The organism is Campylobacter sp., from assembly GCF_030528245.1.
In the GTDB taxonomy this organism is placed as follows: Bacteria; Campylobacterota; Campylobacteria; order Campylobacterales; family Campylobacteraceae; genus Campylobacter_D.
The window spans coordinates 1-17,507 of the sequence record NZ_JAUMZG010000011.1 but is presented as its reverse complement, the minus strand read 5'-3'; the positions used below and the strand labels follow the sequence as shown (position 1 = coordinate 17,507).

The following is a 17,507-nucleotide window of genomic DNA, read 5'->3' as shown; positions in this document are numbered from 1 at the left end:
AAATCGCCCCCTTTGATCCAACGGAAAGGAAGATATGGAAAATATTTTTAGCAAAGATTCAGACACCCAGCTTCTCGATATAGAGGACTCCATCAAAAGTAGCTATTTGGATTATTCTATGAGCGTCATCATTGGGCGCGCCCTGCCCGATGCCAGAGACGGATTAAAGCCCGTGCACAGGCGCATACTTTACGCGATGAACGATTTGGGCGTGGGGAGTCGTAGCGCCTACAAAAAATCCGCGCGCATCGTGGGTGATGTCATCGGTAAATACCACCCCCACGGCGACATAGCGGTTTATGACGCCCTCGTTAGGATGGCGCAGAATTTTTCCATGCGCTACCCTAGCGTGGATGGGCAGGGGAATTTTGGCTCCATTGATGGCGACGGCGCGGCGGCGATGCGCTACACTGAGGCGAGGATGACGATTTTGGCCGAGGAGCTTTTGAGGGATATTGACAAAGACACGGTCGATTTCGTGCCCAATTATGACGATTCGATGCAGGAGCCAGATGTCTTGCCCAGCCGCGTCCCCAACCTACTCCTAAACGGCTCCAGCGGTATCGCCGTTGGTATGGCGACCAATATCCCCCCCCACAGCCTCAATGAGCTTGTCGATGGGCTTTTACACTTACTGGACAACAAAGAGGCGACTTTGGAGGATCTGATGCGATTCATCAAGGGGCCCGATTTTCCCACTGCGGGGATAATCTACGGCAAAAAGGGCATCGTTGAGGCCTACCGCACGGGTCGGGGTAGGGTTAAAATTCGTGCCAAAACCCACATTGAAAAAAAAGCGAACAAAGATGTCATCGTCATCGATGAGCTGCCCTATCAAACCAACAAAGCAAGGCTTATAGAGCAGATTGCCGAGTTGGTGAAAGAAAAGCAGATCGAGGGGATTTCTGAGGTGAGGGATGAGAGCGATAGGGAAGGGATTCGTGTCGTCATCGAGCTCAAGCGCGAGGCGATGAGTGACATCGTGCTGAATAATCTTTTCAAATCCACCACAATGGAAAGCACTTTTGGTGTGATCATGCTAGCCATCCACAACAAAGAGCCGAAGATTTTCTCCCTCATGGAGCTTTTGCATTTATTTTTAACCCACCGCAAAACCGTCATCATCCGCCGGAGCATTTACGATTTGCAAAAGGCAAGGGCTAGGGCGCACATTTTGGAGGGGCTAAAAATCGCCCTGGATGACATCGATGCCGTCATCGCTCTCATCAAAAAAAGCCCGGATAATAACGCGGCAAGGGAGGGCTTGGTGCGAGAATTTAAGCTCAGCGAGCTTCAGGCCAATGCCATTTTGGATATGAAGCTGGGTCGCCTTACGGGGCTTGAGCGGGAAAAAATAGAAAATGAATTGGCAGAGTTGCTTAAAGAGATTGCAAGACTTGATGAAATTTTAAAAAGCGAAGCCCTGCTTGAGGACTTGATCCGCGAGGAGCTTAGGGAATTGAGGGCTAAATTTGATGTGCCGCGCATCACGCAGATCGAGGATGATTATGAAAGTTTTGACGCGGAGGATCTGATCGTCAATGAAAATGTCGTAGTTACCATCACGCACAGGGGCTACATCAAGAGAGTGCCGAGCAGGCAGTATGAAAAGCAAAAGCGCGGTGGCAAGGGAAAGCTGGCGATTACGACCTATGAGGATGATTTTATTGAGAGCTTTTTCACGGCCAACACTCACGATACTTTGATGTTTGTAACGGATAGGGGGCAGCTTTACTGGCTGAAGGTGCATAGGATTCCCGAGGGCTCTCGCACGGCTAAGGGCAAGGCTGTGGTCAATCTCATCAACCTACAAGAGGATGAGAAGATCAGGGCTATCATCCCAACGACCGATTTTGATGCGAGCAAATCTTTATGCTTTTTCACCAAAAACGGCCTCATCAAGCGCACGAATTTGAGCGAGTATCAAAACATCCGCGCCGTGGGTGTAAGGGCGATAAATCTGGACGATGATGACGCGCTGGTAACGGCTATCATCGTGCAAAGGGGCGAGGATGAGCCTTGGACTGCAGAGGAGCTTGAGGAGGAAGATTTTGAGGGGGAAAATTTGGAAAATGTGAGTGGAAAAATGCTTTTTGTCGTTACCAAAAAGGGCATGTGCATTAAATTCCCTCTGGCCAAAGTGCGTGAAATCGGTCGTATCAGTCGGGGCGTGAAGGCTATTAAATTTAAAGAGAAAAATGACGAATTAGTCGGTGCGGTTGTCATTGAAAATGACGCGCAAGAAATTCTTAGCGTGGGTGCGGGGGGCATAGGAAAGCGCACGAATGCTGGAGAATACAGGCTTCAAAACAGAGGCGGCAAGGGTCTCATCTGCATGAAGCTCACGGATAAAACCAAGGGGCTTGTCGGGGTCGTGATCGTCGATGAGAGCATGGATTTGATGGCTCTTACAAGCAGTGGGAAGATGATCCGCGTGGATATGCAAAGCATAAGAAAGGCGGGACGCAACACAAGCGGCGTGATGGTGGTCAGGGTGGAAAATGACGAGGTGGTCAGCATAGCCAAATGCCCTAAGGAAAGCGAAGGGTCTGAGGATGTGGCTGATTTGAATTTGGAGTGATTGATTTTGGAACGCTTATTGCTTTTTATGATTGAATCACAATATTTGAAGGTGTCAATATGAAAAATTTGTTTTTTATGCTCGTTGTAGCAGGGATTTTTGGTGGGTGCGTCCCAAGTGCAAAAAATGCCTCCAAATCAGGCGTTGCTAATGCAAATGTAAGCCCCGATGTTGTCGTGCAGAAGATCGACAAGGACGATGTGCGCGATATTATTCGCGAGGAGAAAATGATAGCTCCCTACAATGAAATGGATAGTGAGCTTAGTTTTACGGCTGTGGGTGAGGGGATCGCGCCTTTGAATACGGTATCCTCAGCGCAGGCTTTGGCTTTGGCCAAAAGAGCGGCGATTACGGACGGCTATCGGCAGCTTGCCAGTAAGCTCTATGGCGTGAAAATCAACGGCAAGGATACGGTCAAAGATGCGATGCTACAAAGCTCCACCATCACCGCGCAGATCAATGGTCTCATCAAAAATGCTAGCATTATCGATGAAAATTTCAATCAGGGGCTTTACCGCGTGAATTTAGAACTTAAAATCGATGCTGAAAAGTGGAAAGAATTGTTTGCTTACTGATTTTACTGAGCTTGAGGCTTTTTGCACAGGATGAGTTTATCTTTTGGGCGGAGCTTTCAAGCAAAAATTACATACTTTTTCATCAAAGCCAGAATTTATCCATAGCGATGACGCGAAGCGAGGGCTTCGTGGATGAGTATGTTTGTGAGCTTGGTTATACGCCCGAGGACCTGCGGCGCTTGCCTCGCACTGGCTTGGGCCTTGTGGATGGCTCCATGTCAAAAATGGAAAAACTAGCCTTCTTAAATTCACACAAAGATGCGCTCAGTGAGTGTTTTATCAGCGCGAAAATCAGCGTCAAGGACCTCATCAGGACGGACCTGCTTGAGGCACAAAGCGAGACCTATGTGAAAATTCTACCCCTGCGTTTTAGCGTGGAATTTGGCGAAAATGTGGCCACGATATTTTTAAAAAAATAGAATTTCGTGCAAAAAGGGCATCAATCACTTCATCCCCTTCACCGAAAAAGAGCTTGGCGCAGCCGAAGCCTTCAGCTCGCATTTTATGCTTGAATTTTTGCAGGGTAAAGTCAAGCAAGATGAGGGCAAAAATGACACCCTGCCCTTTAACAAGGACGAAATCAAGCCCACCAAGCCACTGCCAAGCTTCATCCCCACCGCCCCGCTAAAATTCTCCCCTGAGGCTAAGGCTCTGCTTGAAGCGGGCAAGGAGCTTTTCAAGCACTACCACGCGCAGGCAAAAAACGAAGCAAACTACCTCCTAAACGCCGCATTCTACGACATCAAAGCGCATTTTCAGGGCTTTAGCGATAAAGGCACGATGAATACCCCCGCAAAAGCCCAAGACAAAGACTACAAGGGGCATTTGAGCGCACTCAACGCCGCCTTAAAAAACTTAGCCCAAAAGCTAGAATCAAGGGTCTATGAATACGAATTTTTACTGCCTTAGGGGGGAAACGGGGAAAGCTGAGGGAAAAAGCGCCATGCCCCTAAGGCCTGTGCGGGAATTGATGCGGATTTTTCGCACCCACCTGCGTGATTTTATCCCCCTCGATGTCAAAGGCCTCGCCAAAGCCCTTCACAAAACGCCCCTTGATAAATTCAAGCTTCACTAGGTGAAAATCAAGCATTTTGCGTATAGTCTTAATGCCTCCCTCGCCTCCTGTTTGCCTTTCAAATTCATCATAAACTTTATCAAATTCCTCCCCCCTTTCTAAAAAAGAAGCCCGACTCCTGTAGCGAAGCCTTTTGCGCAAAATCACCGAAGCGGCTTTGCTTTCATCCTCTAAAAACATTATTTCTATGTTGTTGGGATTTGTTTTGATATTTTCAAAATGCTCCCCAGCCTCGCTAATGTAAATGTAATTTCCCCACTGCGTGCTGACAAAAGGCGCATAAGAGCAGACAACCTCGCCCCTTACGTTGAGGGTCGCTAGACAAACGGAGTTAAAACTTAGCATGAATTCTTTAAGCTCCTTCTCCACTCCGCTGGTATCTCCCGTGCTTTTTGCACCCATACAAAGCGTGATGATCGTATCTTTAATCGTGCTTTCATCGGCTTTTTGTGGGAATTCTACGCGCAAAATTTCGTCCCCATTATAAACGATGTCTAGCCCGTTAAAATCCACGCTTTTCAAAAACACCTCCCGCACCTCATCAAGCCCGCCAAATTTTTTACAAAGATCCACCAAATTCGCCCTGTGATGCGCGTTCATATGGGAAATAATGCCTTCAAAATTCATTTTTGATCCTTTCTTAAATTAAAATAAATTCTAGTATGAATTCACAAACCACCCACCAATGCCACCAAGTCCTTTAGCATGACAAACTTATCGCCAAAGCCTTTTTCATCGGTGATTTTAGACGATCAACCCCCGCCCTCACAAAGGATCCACAGGGCCATCGTTTCGCAAGAAAAGAGCCTTTAAATTCCGCAAATTCTTTAAAATCAACCCTTAATTTTGTGAAATTTTTACTATAATTTTGCAATGAATCACATCGGCCTACTCAAAAACAACAAAAACATAAGAATTTTAAGCCTTGTCCAGTTTATCGTCTACTTCGGAGCCTGGTTTTCTCAAACGGGTGTTTTCACCCTGCTCGTCGAGCTTAATGCCCCCACCTGGGCCACAGCCACAAGCGCGATGCTTGCCTTTTTGCCGGGAGTTTTGCTAGCGCCCATCAATGGCGTGATTGTGGAGAGAAACAAGCCCAAAAAACTCCTCCTTAGCATGATAAGCGTGGAGCTTTTTTGCATTTTTTTCCTCATTTTCGTCACAGACCTTACGATGCTGTGGCTTTTGTTCGTTTTGATTTTTTCAAGATTCTGCGTCGCTTGCATTTATTTTCAAGCCGAGATGAGCCTCCTTGCCAAGCTTTTAAAGCCAGCAGAACTAAGGCTAGCTAACGAAATTCACAGCATCATTTGGGCGGTTTCCTACACGGCTTCGATGGCGAGCGCGGGGATTTTCATCCACTTTTTCGGCGTCCAGTTTGCCTTTTTGTTCGACTGCTTTTTGGTCGCCATCGGCATCATCTTGCTGCTTTATCTTAGCATCCCGGACTTCGCGCAAAAAACTCAGGACAAATTTTTGACGATGATTAAAGAAGGCTTTTTTTATGTTCTGGGCAATAAAAAAATTTCCCACCTCATCCTCCTGCACGCCTTTTTGGGACTCACCGCCTATGAGACCCTCGTCGCGCTCTTAGCCCAGCACAGCTATAAAGAACTTTTATCCGCCGGGCTTGTGATCGGCTTTTTAAACGCCGTTCGCGCCTGCTCCCTCATCCTAGGGCCCATCATCCTCAGCCGCTTCGTCAGGGATAAAATCATCGTTTTCCTCTACCTCGGGCAAGGATTTGGAATTTTACTTTGGGCCCTGACGCAATTTAATTTTTATTTAAGCTTCATCGGCCTCCTCGCGGCGGGTTTTTGCACCTCCTCGCTTTGGGCCTTCACCTACACGGCCATACAAAAAAACTGCGACAAAAAATTCTACGGGCGCGTCATCGCTTACACGGATATGGTCTATCTTAGCTTCTCGGCTATGATTTCTCAGCTTATGGGATTTTTGTTTGAGCTTGGATTGAATTTGCAGATGATCACGGCTCTTTTGGGGATGATTTTCATCTTTGCGGGATTTTACTGGCAGTGGTTTTACAAAAAATACCTCAAAATTTAATCACTCCTTTATCTTTTCAAGCCCCCTAAAATAAAACAAATTCACCCCGTCCTCATAACCATAATCAAGCTCCATATCGTGCGTTTCTAGGATGGTATTTACGATGTAAAGCCCCAAACCAAAGCTTGACTTTTGCCTGGAGCCCTGAGTGAAAGCCTGAGTGTAGTATTCTAGGGTGTTGTTAAGCTCTGTGCCGCGATTTTTAAAGCAAAGGTAATCCTCCATAATATCAATCTGCACAAAACCGTCTTCTGAGTACTTGAGGGCATTATCGATCATATTTTTAATGGCCGTGGTGAAGAGCTTGAAATCCACATTGATAAAAAAACTCTCCCCCATAAAAATGCGAATTTTACTATCATCGCTCATGGCGATTTCCTTTGCCTCGTCCAAAACATCCAAGATATTGTATTTTTTGCGGTTGATGAAGGCCGCTCCTGAGGTGATCTGCTCGATAGCGGCGAATTCATTGATGAGGATTTCAAGGCGGTTGAAGATATTTTCAAGCCTCTCCCTATACTTGTCGCTTTCAAGCATCTCTAGCGTTATCAAGCCCTTAGTGATGGGAGTTTTGAGCTCGTGCATCATATTCCTTAAAAAAAACTGACGCGACTGATTGAGCTTGCGAATTTGCAAGATCGCCTGATAAAAAGCGCTCGAAACTTGCGAAATTTCATCCACCCCCGCACTCACATCCTCGACCTCATGGAGCTTGCCCTGTGCGAATTTATCGATCTGTTTTTTGAGCCTCCTTAGGGGTCTGAGCTTCCTTAAAATGAAGGCATAAAGCACGATCAGCATGCAAAAAACAGCCAAAGCCGCCAGCTTGAGTATGATGTAGCGATAGCTTTGATAGTCCTGATCCTCATAAAGATAAATTTGACCATCATAGACGATATTAAGATAAACGCCGTTGTTGAAGGAGATGATTTCCACCCTGCCATTTTTTATTTTTTCATTGGCTAGAATTTCTCCCGTTGTGATGATTTCTTCGATATCCTCAGGCGCCTCGATCCTTAGCATTTTGTCGTGATTTTTCGTATGCGCTTCAAATTCTTGCGCATCAATCACACCGCTTAGGTATAAAATTCTAGCATTGGCGATGAGGGAGTATTTGGCATTTAGCTCTTTTGTGTAAATTTGCTGGTCATAAGCTATGAGCCATGAAAAGGCGAGGATGACGCTCACCCCCGCGAAGATAAAAATAAAAGTGATGGTGTAGAAAATGGAGGAGCGGTTCATTGCGTAAGCTTATAGCCTATGCCGCGTATGGAGTGGATGTATTTTGGAGTTTTAGGATCATCGCCCATTTTTTGACGGATGCGGCTGATGATGACATCGATGCTTTTATTGGAGCTATCCTCGCTGATGCTTGAGCAGTTATACACCAGCTCCTCGCGGCTCACCACGCCGCCCTCTTTTTTGATGAGGTAGCTTAGGATGTCAAATTCCGCGTTCGTCAGCACAAGCTCCTGCCCCTTCATCGTGATGATGTGCTTGTATTGGTCATAAATGAGGTCCTTGATGGTCTTTGCCAGAGTGTTTTTGGTATGCACGATGCGCCTCAAATGACTCTTAATCCTCGCCTGAAGCTCCTTAGGATTGTAGGGCTTAGGCAGGTAATCGTCCGCACCAAGATCCAGAGCATTGACCTTATCGCTGATGTCATGTCTGGCGCTTGAGATGATGATGGGCGTGTCGTATTTTTTGCGAATTTCCTCACAAACCTCAAGCCCATCAAGCCCCGGCAGGGACAAATCCAAAATGATGAGCTGATACTCCTTTAAAGCAAGCTTAGAAAGCCCGATGTATGGCTCATGCGCTATGTCCACCTGCATGTCAAATTTTTGCAAGTATTCGGCCGTGATCTCCGCCAACTCCAAATCATCCTCTATCATAAGAATATTGGTCATCCCTCTCCCTTCACATTAAATTCAGTTTATTTTAAATTCCAATCCATAACAAAAAGAAAACATCACTTAAGCACGAGCAGGGTTACCACGCCCCCGCGATACACCCAAATTTTCACCCAGTTTTTCTTCGCCTCTTCTTTCAAAATTTGACCCAAATCCTTCAAATTTTTCACCTCAGCCTGACCCACCCCTATGATGATATCACCGCGTTTAAAGCCCGCCATCTGCGCCCGGCTCTTCTCCTTCACCGCCTCGACCAAGACGCCGTTAATATCGCTAGCAAAGCCCAGTTTCTGCCTCAAATTCGCATCAAGCTCCCTCAGGCTCAAGCCCTCGATCAAATTCTCCTGCTTGCCCTCATTTTTCACGCTCTCATCGCTCTTTAGGATGAAATTTATCGTCTTCTCAGCCCCCTCCCTCTCATAGACCAAAGTGATGTTTTGATTGGGCTCTAAGGTGCCGATGTAGTTTCTCAAATCACTCGGGCTCTTGATCGCCTTGCCATTGACCCTTATAACCAAATCACCACGCTTAAGCCCCGCCGCATCCGCAGAAGATCCCTTTTGCACATCGGTTATCAGGGCGCCCTCGCTATTTTTATAGACCTTCTTCGTTTCAGCCTGCAGGGGCGCGATGACCACGCCCAAAAAGCCCCTTTCAACCTTGCCCTTTTCGATGAGCTTTTTCGCCACATCTTTGACCATATTTGAAGGGATGGCAAAGCCTATGCCGTTATTCCCGCCGCCGCGCGATAGGATCGCTGAGTTAATGCCCACCAAGGCTCCGCGCGTATCCACTAGTGCCCCGCCGGAATTTCCGGGGTTGATGGAGGCGTCCGTTTGGATGAAATTTTCGTATTGGTTGAGGCCTATGTTGTCTTTGTTGAGCGCTGAAATGATCCCGCTTGTTACGCTAAATCCCACGCCGAAAGGATTGCCCAAAGCAAACACAACATCCCCCTCCATCACCGCATCAGAATCCGAAAAACTCACCGCCAAAAGACCACTCGCCTCGATCTTAATCACGGCCAAATCGGTCTTCGGATCCGTGCCGATGAGCTTGGCCTTATATTCATTATCGCTGCCGGGTAGGCTCACGGTGATGGTTTCGGTATTTTCTACCACGTGGTTGTTGGTTACGATATAACCGTCTTTTGAGATGATCACGCCAGAGCCCACAGAGGCGATAACTTCTTTCTCACTGCGTCTGCCTCTTTGGAAGGGATCAAAGCCAAAAAATTGCTTGAAGTAGGGATCGTTGAAAAAATCATCAAGGGGAGAATTCCCCCGCATAATTGTCCTTGAGGTGGAGATATTGACCACGGATTTTTTGACTTCCTTGATCACATCCTGATAAGAAAGCACGATGTTGCCCTGAGCGGGATTTACGCGCTCTAGTTTGGGATTTGCTTCGTTGAATTCTATACTCGCTGCCAACACAACGCCCACCAAACCGAGCGATAAAAAAAGCTTTTTCATTGCCATCCTTAGATATTTTAAAGTGAAGCTGCGAGTATAAAATGGAATTTTTAAAAAATCGTAAATAATAACTTGAGTGAAAAAAATAATAAAACTTGATTGACTTAGACTAAAGTTTTTGTTAAAATTGCCGCTAAAAAATTTCAAGGATAATGATGAATAGCCTATACGAAACCCTAGGCATTGGCAAAAATGCGAGCAATGATGAGATAAAAAAAGCCTACAGACGCCTAGCCAGACAATATCATCCCGATATTAACAAAGAAAAAGGGGCCGAAGAAAAATTCAAAGAAATCAACGCGGCTTACGAAATTTTAAGCGATGAAAAAAAGCGCAAACAATACGATGCCTATGGTGATTCCATCTTTGGTGGGCAGAGTTTTAGGGATTTTTCGCGAAGTACCGCTGGGATGGATCTGGATGAAATTTTAAAAAATCTCTTCAGTGGAGGCTTCGGGGGAGCTAGGGCTGGTTTTGGGGGAGCTGGTTTTGGCGGCTTTGCGGAGGAGAATTTGGACACCAATCTTAACATCAGCATACCCTTTGAGCTTGGGATTTTGGGGGGTGAGCATAGCGTTCATTATAACGGTGAGACGATCAAAATCAAAATCCCCCACGGCATCAAGGATGGCGACAAGATAAGAGTTCGCGGCAGGGGAAGGATTTTGGGCGGAGCTAGGGGGGATTTGATCATCAAGGTAAAGATTGAAAAAAGCGCACTTTATGAGCGCGAGGATGATGATTTATTCCGTAGGCTTGATGTGAGCTTAAAAACGGCACTTTTTGGCGATAAAATCACCCTACAAACCCCCAAAAAAGAGGTGAGCATTAAAATTCCCGCCGGGGCAAAAAACGGCCAAAAAATCCGCCTCAAAGGCTACGGGGTGCAAAACCGCAAAAGCGGAATTTTCGGGGATTTGTATTTGATTTTAAACATCATCCTGCCTCGAGTGGAGGATTTGGATGGGGATTTGCTTAAAATTTTGGAAAAAAAACTACCCTAAAGGACTACCATGCAGCACAATTATGATGAACCCGTTTATCTCATTAGCGTCGTGGCGAAGGTTCTAAGCATTCATCCACAGACTCTCAGGCAATACGAGCGCGAGGGACTGGTTGAGCCTAGTAGAACCGATGGAAAAATCAGACTCTACTCACAAAGGGACATTGACAGGATCAAGCTCATTTTAAGGCTGACGCGCGATATGGGCGTGAATTTGGCGGGGGTCGATGTGATCTTAAAACTGAAAAATCAAATCAACGAATTTGAAGTTTTGATCGAAGAGCTGCGCTTGGAGCTTGACAAAAGGAACAATGGCGGCAAATCAAAAGCCGTGGTAAAGCACAAAAATAGCTTTGATTTGATTTTTTACGAGAAAAACTGATGTATGATTTTTTGGAAATTTTCTTAATCGCCTCAGGAAGCGCCATCGTCCTCAATGTGATTTTTAAAAAATTTGAAATTCCAACCATCATCGGCTACATCATCACGGGCATCGTCATCTCCTACCTCTACAATTTCAACGGCAGCGAAGAAATCTCGCACATCGCCGAATTTGGCATCGTGTTTTTGATGTTCACCATAGGGCTTGAATTTTCCTTCAAGCATCTCCTAGCGATGAATAGGGAGGTTTTCCTCAACGGCTCTGTGCAAATGGCTCTGTGCGGAGTGGTGTGCTTCGCGCTCGTGGTGGGCTTTTTGAATTTGGGCGAAAAGGTAGGACTCATCGTGGGTTTCGCCCTCGCCCTCTCCTCCACAGCCGTGGTGCTTAAAATCCTCAACGACAACGGTGACATCAAGGAGCAATACGGCAGAAAAGCCCTAGGAATTCTACTTTTCCAAGACATAGCCGTCATCCCCCTACTTTTGCTCGTGGACATCTTCTCCTCAAAAAATCAGGATCTCACCCAGCTCATCCTCACGACCATCATCAGCGTCCTCATCCTGCTTAGCCTACTCTACCTCATCGGCAAATACCTCATCGACAGAGTTTTCCGCTTCGTCATCCGCGCCTCATCGCAGGAAATTTTCATCCTCACCCTGCTTTTTATCGTTATCGGGGCAAGCTTCATGGCGCATTATTTTGGCTTTTCTTACTCGCTTGGGGCCTTCATAGCAGGCGCCATCATCGCAGAGACCCAATACAAACACAAGATCGAAGCCGACCTCATCCCCTTCAGGGACCTGCTTTTGGGGCTATTTTTCATCACCGTGGGCATGCAGATAAATTTTAAAATCGTCTTTGAAAATTGGGATAAAATTTTCATCCTAGCCCTCGTCGTGTGCCTCCTCAAGCTCGCCATCATCTTCAGCTTTTTATGCCTCAATACCAAAAAAAGGATCGCCTTTAAAACCGCCTTTAGCATCGCGCAAGTTGGCGAATTTGCTCTCGCCATCTTTTCTCTTCTGCAGGCTAATGCCATGCTGGATGCCAAAACCGCGCAAATTCTTATAGTCGTCTCCGTTATCACGATGATTTTGACGCCTTTCATCCTCAACAACATCCGCAAAATCACCAATGTCGTCGAGGATATGACGCAGAATGCAAATCTCACGCCAGGCGCTCAAAATGCGCCGCTGAAAAATCACATCGTCATTTTTGGCTATGGGAGGTTGGGGCAGGAGGTGGCACAGAAAATCAAAAACACAGGCGTGCCCTATTTGATCTTGGAAAACGACTTGAATTTGGTCGAGCTGGGCCTGAGTCGGCGCGAAAATATCTACTTCGCAAACGCCGCGCAAGAAGAAACGCTCAAAATCGCCAACATCGAAGAGTGTGCCGTTGCCATCATCACCATCAATAACGAAGCCAGACTGGAAATGCTCACTCAGGTTTTAGAAGGCTACCCCAAGCCCATCGACACGGTGATTCAGGTCAATGGCACGATCGAAAAGCTCTTTTTTTCAAGCGTGGATGAGCATATTCACATCGTCCGATCCGAGAGAGTGATCGCAAGAAATTTGGTCAGTGAGGCGCTAGAATGCAAAATCCGCAAAAATGTCTAGACTCTAAGGATGAAAAAAGTCTCAGGATCAAATACCTAAGAAGGCTGCAAAAATTCGCAAATTCTGCGATTTGCGCCTTGAAAAAAGAGGATTTCAATCCGCAAAAATTCCAAGAAAAAATGCTCAAAAATCAAGCCTTTTTTGAAAAGAGTCCCGCTGTGCGCCTGTATGCTGGTTATGCTAGGAATTTGGAGCATTTTGTCGGGGCCTGCTTGGATTTTTCCAAAAGTAAAGAAGAGCTTTTAAGTCTCGCAAATACTCTTGATAAGCAAAAAAATCAAAACAAAAAGCAAAAGCATAAAAATTATCTCAAGGAGTATGAGGGATGAATGTATTTTTCGATATGGACGGCACCCTCATCGACAGCGCCAATGCCATCACTTGTGCAGTCAATGAAATCCGCTCTAAGCTCAATTTAAGCCCGCTTTCAAGGGAGGACATCTTGCGCCACATCAACACCCCCGGCACCAACGGGGCGAAGGAGCTTTACGGCGTGGAGGATTGGGACTTGCAGGGCTTTAAGGACGGCTTTGAGAGGTATTTTCTCAAGCATTATGAAAAAAGCGTGGTTTTGTTTGATGGGGTGCTTGAAATTCTTGATTTTTTAAAAAAGCAAGGCTGCTATCTAGCCATCGCCACAAATGCCCCGCAAAACTCGCTAGTAACCATACTCAAAAGGCAAAACATCCTGCATTATTTTGACAAAATTTTAGGCGTGAGTGCGGGTGTGGAGCCCAAACCAAGCCCGATGATGCTAAAGCTCCTAAAAGATGAGTCCCCGCATCCTCAAAGCATCTTCATCGGAGATAGCCAAAAGGACAGAGAGGCCGCAAAAGGCGCCGCCCTACCCTACTACCACGCAAGATGGTATGCGAAAAATTTAGCCCCCGATGAATTCAGCAGCGCCCAAGAGTGCATCGCGCTTTTAAAAAAACATTTGTAAAGACAGGCTAAAATGGCACAATTTCATCACCGAGAAAGTAAAAAATGAGCGAATTGTTAATAGAAATCGGCACAGAAGAGCTCCCCGCCCTACCCCTGCTAAAAGAGCTTAAAAACATCCGCACAAAATGGGAAAAAATTTTAGAAGAAAACCATCTCAAAAGCGCGTTTGACTTTTATTTCACCCCGCGCCGCCTCGTGTTTTATCACAAAAATTTCGCCCCCAAGCAAGAAGATAGCCTCATCGAAATCATCGGCGCACCCAAGGATGTCGCCTACAAGGACGGGGTTTTAAGCCCTGCTGGGATGAGTTTTTTGCAAAAAACTGGACTGAGTGAGGACGCGCTGGAATTTAAAACGATCAAGGGCAGAGAGGTTTTGTATTGTCAAAAAAAGCTGGAGGGAAGGCCCAGCGAGGAGCTTCTGCCGATGATGATAGAAAGCCTTTTGAAGAGCTTAAATTTTGGAAAAAGCATGCGCTGGGGGGCATATCCTTTTGAATTCATCCGTGCCATCAGGTCCTTGGTTTGCATCCTAGACGATGCGCTGGTGGCGTTTGAAAGCTACGGGGTGAGGAGCGCGAAAAAAACCTTCGTGCACAGGTGCGTGAGCTATGCGGGTCTTGAGTTTAAAAACGCTGAGGAATACTTTGAAATTTTGGAGCAGAATTTTGTGATTTTAAGCCCCGAAAAAAGAAGGGCAAAAATTCTTGGCGAGCTCGCCCTCATCGAAAAGTCCCACGCCCTAAGCATCGCCGATGATCCCGAGCTTTTGGACGAGCTTGTGGCGATCACGGAGTATCCCACCGCCCTGCTTGGAGGCTTTAGGGAGGAATTTTTGCAAATTCCAAGCGAGGTCATCATCACCTCAATGCGAGAAAATCAACGCTATTTTGCCGTTTTCAATCAAAGCGAGCTTAGCAACCACTTCGTCCTCATCACCAACGCGGTTTGCGAGGATTACGCCCAGGTCATTCACGGCAATGAAAGGGTGCTCAGCGCCAGACTTAGCGATGCGGCATTTTTTTATGAAAACGACCTCAGGCAGGGCTTGAAGCCCGAAAAACTCTCCAAAATGCTCTACCTTGACGGGCTGGGGACGATGGCGGATAAAATCGAGCGGGAAAAGGAGCTGGCCCTGCTTTTGTGCGAATTTTTACGCAACGACAAAAAAGAGGCCATCAAAGAGGCGGTGCGCTTTTCTAAGGCGGATTTGGCCACGCAGATGGTCTATGAATTCACCAATTTGCAGGGCGTCATGGGGGGGTATTATGCCGAAAAAATGGGACTGAGCTACGAGATTTGTCTGGCCATCAAGGAGCAGTATTTGCCCACCTGCGAGCACTCTGCCCTGCCCAGCACGGAATTTTCCAGCATCCTCGCCCTAGCCAATAAATTCGACACCCTCCTAGCCCTCTTTAGCATCGGTAAAATCCCGACCGGCACGAAGGACCCCTACGCTCTAAGGCGCGCGGCGGTGGGGGTTTTGAAAATTTTATTGCATCTTAAGAAAAGCTTTGATCTGAAGCGTTTTTTGGAGCAGGCGAGCAGACATTATCGGGACTTTGATTGGGGACTTTTGGAGAATTTCATTTTGGAGAGGATGCACACCCTTTATGCGGCAAACGCTTCCTTCATCAAGGCTGCCCTAGCCTCTAAAAATAGCGATCTCATCCACATCAACGCCGCCATTTTGGCCTTGATGGAGCTCAGCCAAAAAGCAAATTTCAGCGAGAATTTCTCCACCTTCAAGCGCCTTGCTAACATCGCCACGCCCAAGGACACCCCCATCCGCACCGAGCTTTTTGAAAGCGAGGCCGAGGAGGAGCTTTTTGAGGCCTTTAAGCAAAGCCTAAAGACGCAAAACATCAAGCAGCGCTTGGAAAATTTATTTGCCCTCAAGCCCCTCATCGATGATTTTTTTGAAAAAGTGATGATCAATAGCGATGATGCGGGACTTAAAAATAACCGCCAAGCCCTGATTTTTGCTATTTACAATGAATTTTTAAAAATAGCAGACATCAAGGAGCTGCGTTTGTGAGGGCGCTTTTTGTCGTTTTGCTCCTTAGCCTTTTTGCCCACGCGGATGCGAAATTCCCCCTCATCAAGGGTCAGGCCCTTTTTTTGGAATTTGAAAAAAAGCGCCTTGTTTGTCTTAAATTTCAAAACAAGCCCTTGAATTTTTTCCCCCACCCCAAGGATGAAAATAAGGTCCTAGCCATCTTTTCCCTGCCCTACAAAAACCCTCCCAAAAGCTCTAAAATCACGGCTTTTTACGCGGATAAAACTTCTGAAAATTTCCTCATACAAGGTCTGGATGGCAACTACAGCCGTGAAAAAATCACGATCCCAGCGCAGAAAATTTTCCCCCCAAAGGCCGCGCAAAAGCGCATCCAAAAAGAGCGCGCAGAAGCTAACGCCATCTACGCCCATCACACCCCCAAGGCTCTTTTTGAAGGCGCCTTCCAACTCCCCCTCAAAAGTCCCATCACAAGCGCTTTCGGCGTGGCTAGGATTTTCAACGAAAAAGTAGCGAGCTTTCACAGCGGCACGGATTTTAGAGCCCATGTGGGCACGGCGATCAGGGCGGTAAATTCTGGGATCGTCAAAATCGCAAAAGAGCGCTATTATGCAGGGCTTTCGGTCGTGATCGATCATGGCTTTGGGATTTACTCGCAGTATTATCATCTCTCAAGCCTTAAGGTTGAGGCGGGGCAGAGGGTCAAAAAGGGGCAAATCATAGGAGCCAGCGGGGCTAGCGGCAGGGTGAGTGGGCCGCATTTGCATTTTGGGATTTTTGCAGGTGGGAGGCAGGTTGATCCGCTTGATTTCATCACTAAATTCAACGCCCTTTTTCAATGAAATTCAGCGAATTTTCAAGGCTTTGGCTGCATGAAAACTACTACAAAAACGCCGTTCGCATCGGAAGGGAGGGGGATTTTTACACGGCGGTGAGCGTGGGGGAGCTTTTTGGCACGCTTTTGGCGCGGCATTTCTTAGCCCTCGTGGATGGTGGGTTTTTAAAATTGCCCCTGCAGGTGCTTGAAATCGGTGCCAATGAGGGGCATTTGAGCAGGGATTTTTTAAGCGCTCTGGTGCTTTTAAGACCTAGCATTTTTAAGGATATGGAATTTTACATCATCGAGCCGCATGAGAGCCTGCAAAGAGTGCAAAAAAAGACCCTTCGGGGTGTGGAATTTAGCCACGAAACCAGCCTGAAAAACTGCCATTTTAAAAACGCCTTCATCTTTTGCAATGAGCTTTTTGATAGCTTTGCGTGTGAGTTGATTGAGGGCGATAGGATGGCCTTTGTGGAGGATTTTAGGCTCATTTTTAGACCTCAGGATGAGCGGACAAAGGAGCGGTGCGGAGGGCTGGATTTGCAAAGGGGGGAGTGGAGCCCCTTTTTGGAGGAATTTTTTTCGGATTTGGATGCTTCTTGTGAGAAATTTATCTTTGCGGGCTTTGATTATGGTGGGGTTTCGCCGCAGCGTTTCAGTCTGAGAATCTACCAAAATCACGAGCTTTTTAGCCCCTTTGAGGTGGATTTGAGGGAATTTTTTGGCAGGAGTGATTTGACCTATGATGTGAATTTTGCGCACATTTTTGCGCTGTGTGAGCGGCATGGCTTTAGGCTTTTGGAATTTAAGAGGCAAAACCGGGCCCTTTTGGACTTTGGCCTTGAGGAGGCTTTAAATTTCGCGCAAAAATCAAAGAAAAATTATGAAAAATCGCTCTCACAGGCCAAAAACCTCCTTTTTTCTTTCAATGATAAATTTCATTTTTTTGAATTTCAAAAATCAAACTAGCGGCCTTGCTGTCCGCGTGAAAGCCCGTCAGTGATGCTTTCAGTGTCGTTACAAAAAGCCC

General features: G+C 46.5%; 17 protein-coding genes. 13 read left to right on the top strand and 4 right to left on the bottom strand.

Annotation, left to right across the window (positions count from 1 at the left end; genetic code table 11):
• Positions 1–34: 34 nt before the first annotated feature.
• The 4 genes from gyrA to Q4A73_RS03250 all read left to right on the top strand — a co-directional run bounded on the left by gyrA (position 35) and on the right by Q4A73_RS03250 (position 4,065).
• Positions 35–2,581, top strand: a complete 2,547-nt coding sequence (gene gyrA, locus Q4A73_RS03265; protein WP_303206008.1) for a DNA gyrase subunit A — start codon at positions 35–37, stop codon at positions 2,579–2,581.
• A gap of 59 nt (positions 2,582–2,640) precedes the next feature.
• Positions 2,641–3,156, top strand: a complete 516-nt coding sequence (flgP, locus tag Q4A73_RS03260) for a flagellar assembly lipoprotein FlgP (protein WP_303206007.1) — start codon at positions 2,641–2,643, stop codon at positions 3,154–3,156.
• On the top strand, positions 3,132–3,575 hold the full coding sequence (locus Q4A73_RS03255) for a hypothetical protein (RefSeq protein ID WP_303206006.1): 444 nt from the start codon (positions 3,132–3,134) through the stop codon (positions 3,573–3,575). Before flgP ends, Q4A73_RS03255 begins: the two co-directional genes overlap by 25 nt.
• 85 nt (positions 3,576–3,660) lie before the next feature.
• The gene (locus tag Q4A73_RS03250; RefSeq protein ID WP_303206005.1) at positions 3,661–4,065 is read left to right on the top strand and encodes a hypothetical protein; all 405 of its coding nucleotides are present in this window, start codon (positions 3,661–3,663) and stop codon (positions 4,063–4,065) included.
• Between the two features lie 40 nt (positions 4,066–4,105).
• On the opposite strand, the gene Q4A73_RS03245 is transcribed toward Q4A73_RS03250, so the two are convergent.
• Positions 4,106–4,858, bottom strand: a complete 753-nt coding sequence (locus Q4A73_RS03245) for a HugZ family heme oxygenase (protein ID WP_303206004.1) — start codon at positions 4,856–4,858, stop codon at positions 4,106–4,108.
• A 246-nt stretch (positions 4,859–5,104) separates the two neighbouring features.
• On the opposite strand from Q4A73_RS03245, the gene Q4A73_RS03240 reads away from it, so the two are divergent.
• Entirely contained in the window at positions 5,105–6,298 is a 1,194-nt protein-coding gene (locus Q4A73_RS03240; RefSeq protein ID WP_303206003.1) for an MFS transporter, read from the top strand.
• Here Q4A73_RS03240 and Q4A73_RS03235 read toward each other — a convergent pair whose 3' ends face one another.
• The 3 genes from Q4A73_RS03235 to Q4A73_RS03225 all read right to left on the bottom strand — a co-directional run bounded on the left by Q4A73_RS03235 (position 6,299) and on the right by Q4A73_RS03225 (position 9,689).
• On the bottom strand, positions 6,299–7,540 hold the full coding sequence (locus Q4A73_RS03235; RefSeq protein ID WP_303206002.1) for an ArsS family sensor histidine kinase: 1,242 nt from the start codon (positions 7,538–7,540) through the stop codon (positions 6,299–6,301). It abuts the gene before it with no gap.
• Positions 7,537–8,211 (bottom strand): response regulator transcription factor, encoded by a 675-nt coding sequence (locus Q4A73_RS03230; RefSeq protein WP_303206001.1) that lies wholly within the window; start codon positions 8,209–8,211, stop codon positions 7,537–7,539. The genes Q4A73_RS03235 and Q4A73_RS03230 overlap by 4 nt, the downstream gene beginning before the upstream one ends.
• A gap of 62 nt (positions 8,212–8,273) precedes the next feature.
• Positions 8,274–9,689 carry a DegQ family serine endoprotease gene (locus Q4A73_RS03225; protein WP_303206000.1) on the bottom strand — a complete coding sequence of 472 codons (1,416 nt, stop codon included), beginning with the start codon at positions 9,687–9,689 and terminating at the stop codon, positions 8,274–8,276.
• A gap of 155 nt (positions 9,690–9,844) precedes the next feature.
• Between Q4A73_RS03225 and Q4A73_RS03220 the strand changes: the two genes are divergently transcribed.
• The 8 genes from Q4A73_RS03220 to Q4A73_RS03185 are packed head-to-tail and all read left to right on the top strand — an operon-like array spanning position 9,845 to position 17,446.
• Positions 9,845–10,693: a J domain-containing protein gene (locus tag Q4A73_RS03220; protein WP_303205999.1), complete on the top strand. Its 849-nt coding sequence runs from the start codon at positions 9,845–9,847 to the stop codon at positions 10,691–10,693.
• A 9-nt stretch (positions 10,694–10,702) separates the two neighbouring features.
• On the top strand, positions 10,703–11,074 hold the full coding sequence (locus Q4A73_RS03215) for a heat shock protein transcriptional repressor HspR (RefSeq protein ID WP_303205998.1): 372 nt from the start codon (positions 10,703–10,705) through the stop codon (positions 11,072–11,074).
• Positions 11,074–12,696, top strand: a complete 1,623-nt coding sequence (locus Q4A73_RS03210) for a cation:proton antiporter (RefSeq protein WP_303205997.1) — start codon at positions 11,074–11,076, stop codon at positions 12,694–12,696. The genes Q4A73_RS03215 and Q4A73_RS03210 overlap by 1 nt, the downstream gene beginning before the upstream one ends.
• A complete protein-coding gene (locus Q4A73_RS03205) occupies positions 12,672–13,025 on the top strand; it encodes a hypothetical protein (protein WP_303205996.1) in 354 nt (117 codons plus the stop codon). Before Q4A73_RS03210 ends, Q4A73_RS03205 begins: the two co-directional genes overlap by 25 nt.
• Positions 13,022–13,639, top strand: a complete 618-nt coding sequence (locus tag Q4A73_RS03200) for an HAD family hydrolase (RefSeq protein ID WP_303205995.1) — start codon at positions 13,022–13,024, stop codon at positions 13,637–13,639. Before Q4A73_RS03205 ends, Q4A73_RS03200 begins: the two co-directional genes overlap by 4 nt.
• 44 nt (positions 13,640–13,683) lie before the next feature.
• Entirely contained in the window at positions 13,684–15,678 is a 1,995-nt protein-coding gene (gene glyS / locus Q4A73_RS03195) for a glycine--tRNA ligase subunit beta (RefSeq protein WP_303205994.1), read from the top strand.
• On the top strand, positions 15,675–16,499 hold the full coding sequence (locus Q4A73_RS03190; protein ID WP_303205993.1) for a M23 family metallopeptidase: 825 nt from the start codon (positions 15,675–15,677) through the stop codon (positions 16,497–16,499). The genes glyS and Q4A73_RS03190 overlap by 4 nt, the downstream gene beginning before the upstream one ends.
• Positions 16,496–17,446 (top strand): SAM-dependent methyltransferase, encoded by a 951-nt coding sequence (locus tag Q4A73_RS03185; protein ID WP_303205992.1) that lies wholly within the window; start codon positions 16,496–16,498, stop codon positions 17,444–17,446. Before Q4A73_RS03190 ends, Q4A73_RS03185 begins: the two co-directional genes overlap by 4 nt.
• Positions 17,447–17,507: the final 61 nt, after the last annotated feature.

What these genes read in the sequence shown, in the direction of transcription:
- gyrA (WP_303206008.1), top strand. Translation starts at nt 35, where the DNA reads ATGGAAAATATTTTTAGCAAAGATTCAGACACCCAGCTTCTCGATATA.
- flgP (WP_303206007.1), top strand. Translation starts at nt 2,641, where the DNA reads ATGAAAAATTTGTTTTTTATGCTCGTTGTAGCAGGGATTTTTGGTGGG.
- Q4A73_RS03250 (WP_303206005.1), top strand. Translation starts at nt 3,661, where the DNA reads ATGCTTGAATTTTTGCAGGGTAAAGTCAAGCAAGATGAGGGCAAAAAT.
- Q4A73_RS03245 (WP_303206004.1), bottom strand. Translation starts at nt 4,858, where the DNA reads ATGAATTTTGAAGGCATTATTTCCCATATGAACGCGCATCACAGGGCG.
- Q4A73_RS03240 (WP_303206003.1), top strand. Translation starts at nt 5,105, where the DNA reads ATGAATCACATCGGCCTACTCAAAAACAACAAAAACATAAGAATTTTA.
- Q4A73_RS03235 (WP_303206002.1), bottom strand. Translation starts at nt 7,540, where the DNA reads ATGAACCGCTCCTCCATTTTCTACACCATCACTTTTATTTTTATCTTC.
- Q4A73_RS03230 (WP_303206001.1), bottom strand. Translation starts at nt 8,211, where the DNA reads ATGACCAATATTCTTATGATAGAGGATGATTTGGAGTTGGCGGAGATC.
- Q4A73_RS03225 (WP_303206000.1), bottom strand. Translation starts at nt 9,689, where the DNA reads ATGAAAAAGCTTTTTTTATCGCTCGGTTTGGTGGGCGTTGTGTTGGCA.
- Q4A73_RS03220 (WP_303205999.1), top strand. Translation starts at nt 9,845, where the DNA reads ATGAATAGCCTATACGAAACCCTAGGCATTGGCAAAAATGCGAGCAAT.
- Q4A73_RS03215 (WP_303205998.1), top strand. Translation starts at nt 10,703, where the DNA reads ATGCAGCACAATTATGATGAACCCGTTTATCTCATTAGCGTCGTGGCG.
- Q4A73_RS03210 (WP_303205997.1), top strand. Translation starts at nt 11,074, where the DNA reads ATGTATGATTTTTTGGAAATTTTCTTAATCGCCTCAGGAAGCGCCATC.
- Q4A73_RS03205 (WP_303205996.1), top strand. Translation starts at nt 12,672, where the DNA reads ATGCAAAATCCGCAAAAATGTCTAGACTCTAAGGATGAAAAAAGTCTC.
- Q4A73_RS03200 (WP_303205995.1), top strand. Translation starts at nt 13,022, where the DNA reads ATGAATGTATTTTTCGATATGGACGGCACCCTCATCGACAGCGCCAAT.
- glyS (WP_303205994.1), top strand. Translation starts at nt 13,684, where the DNA reads ATGAGCGAATTGTTAATAGAAATCGGCACAGAAGAGCTCCCCGCCCTA.
- Q4A73_RS03185 (WP_303205992.1), top strand. Translation starts at nt 16,496, where the DNA reads ATGAAATTCAGCGAATTTTCAAGGCTTTGGCTGCATGAAAACTACTAC.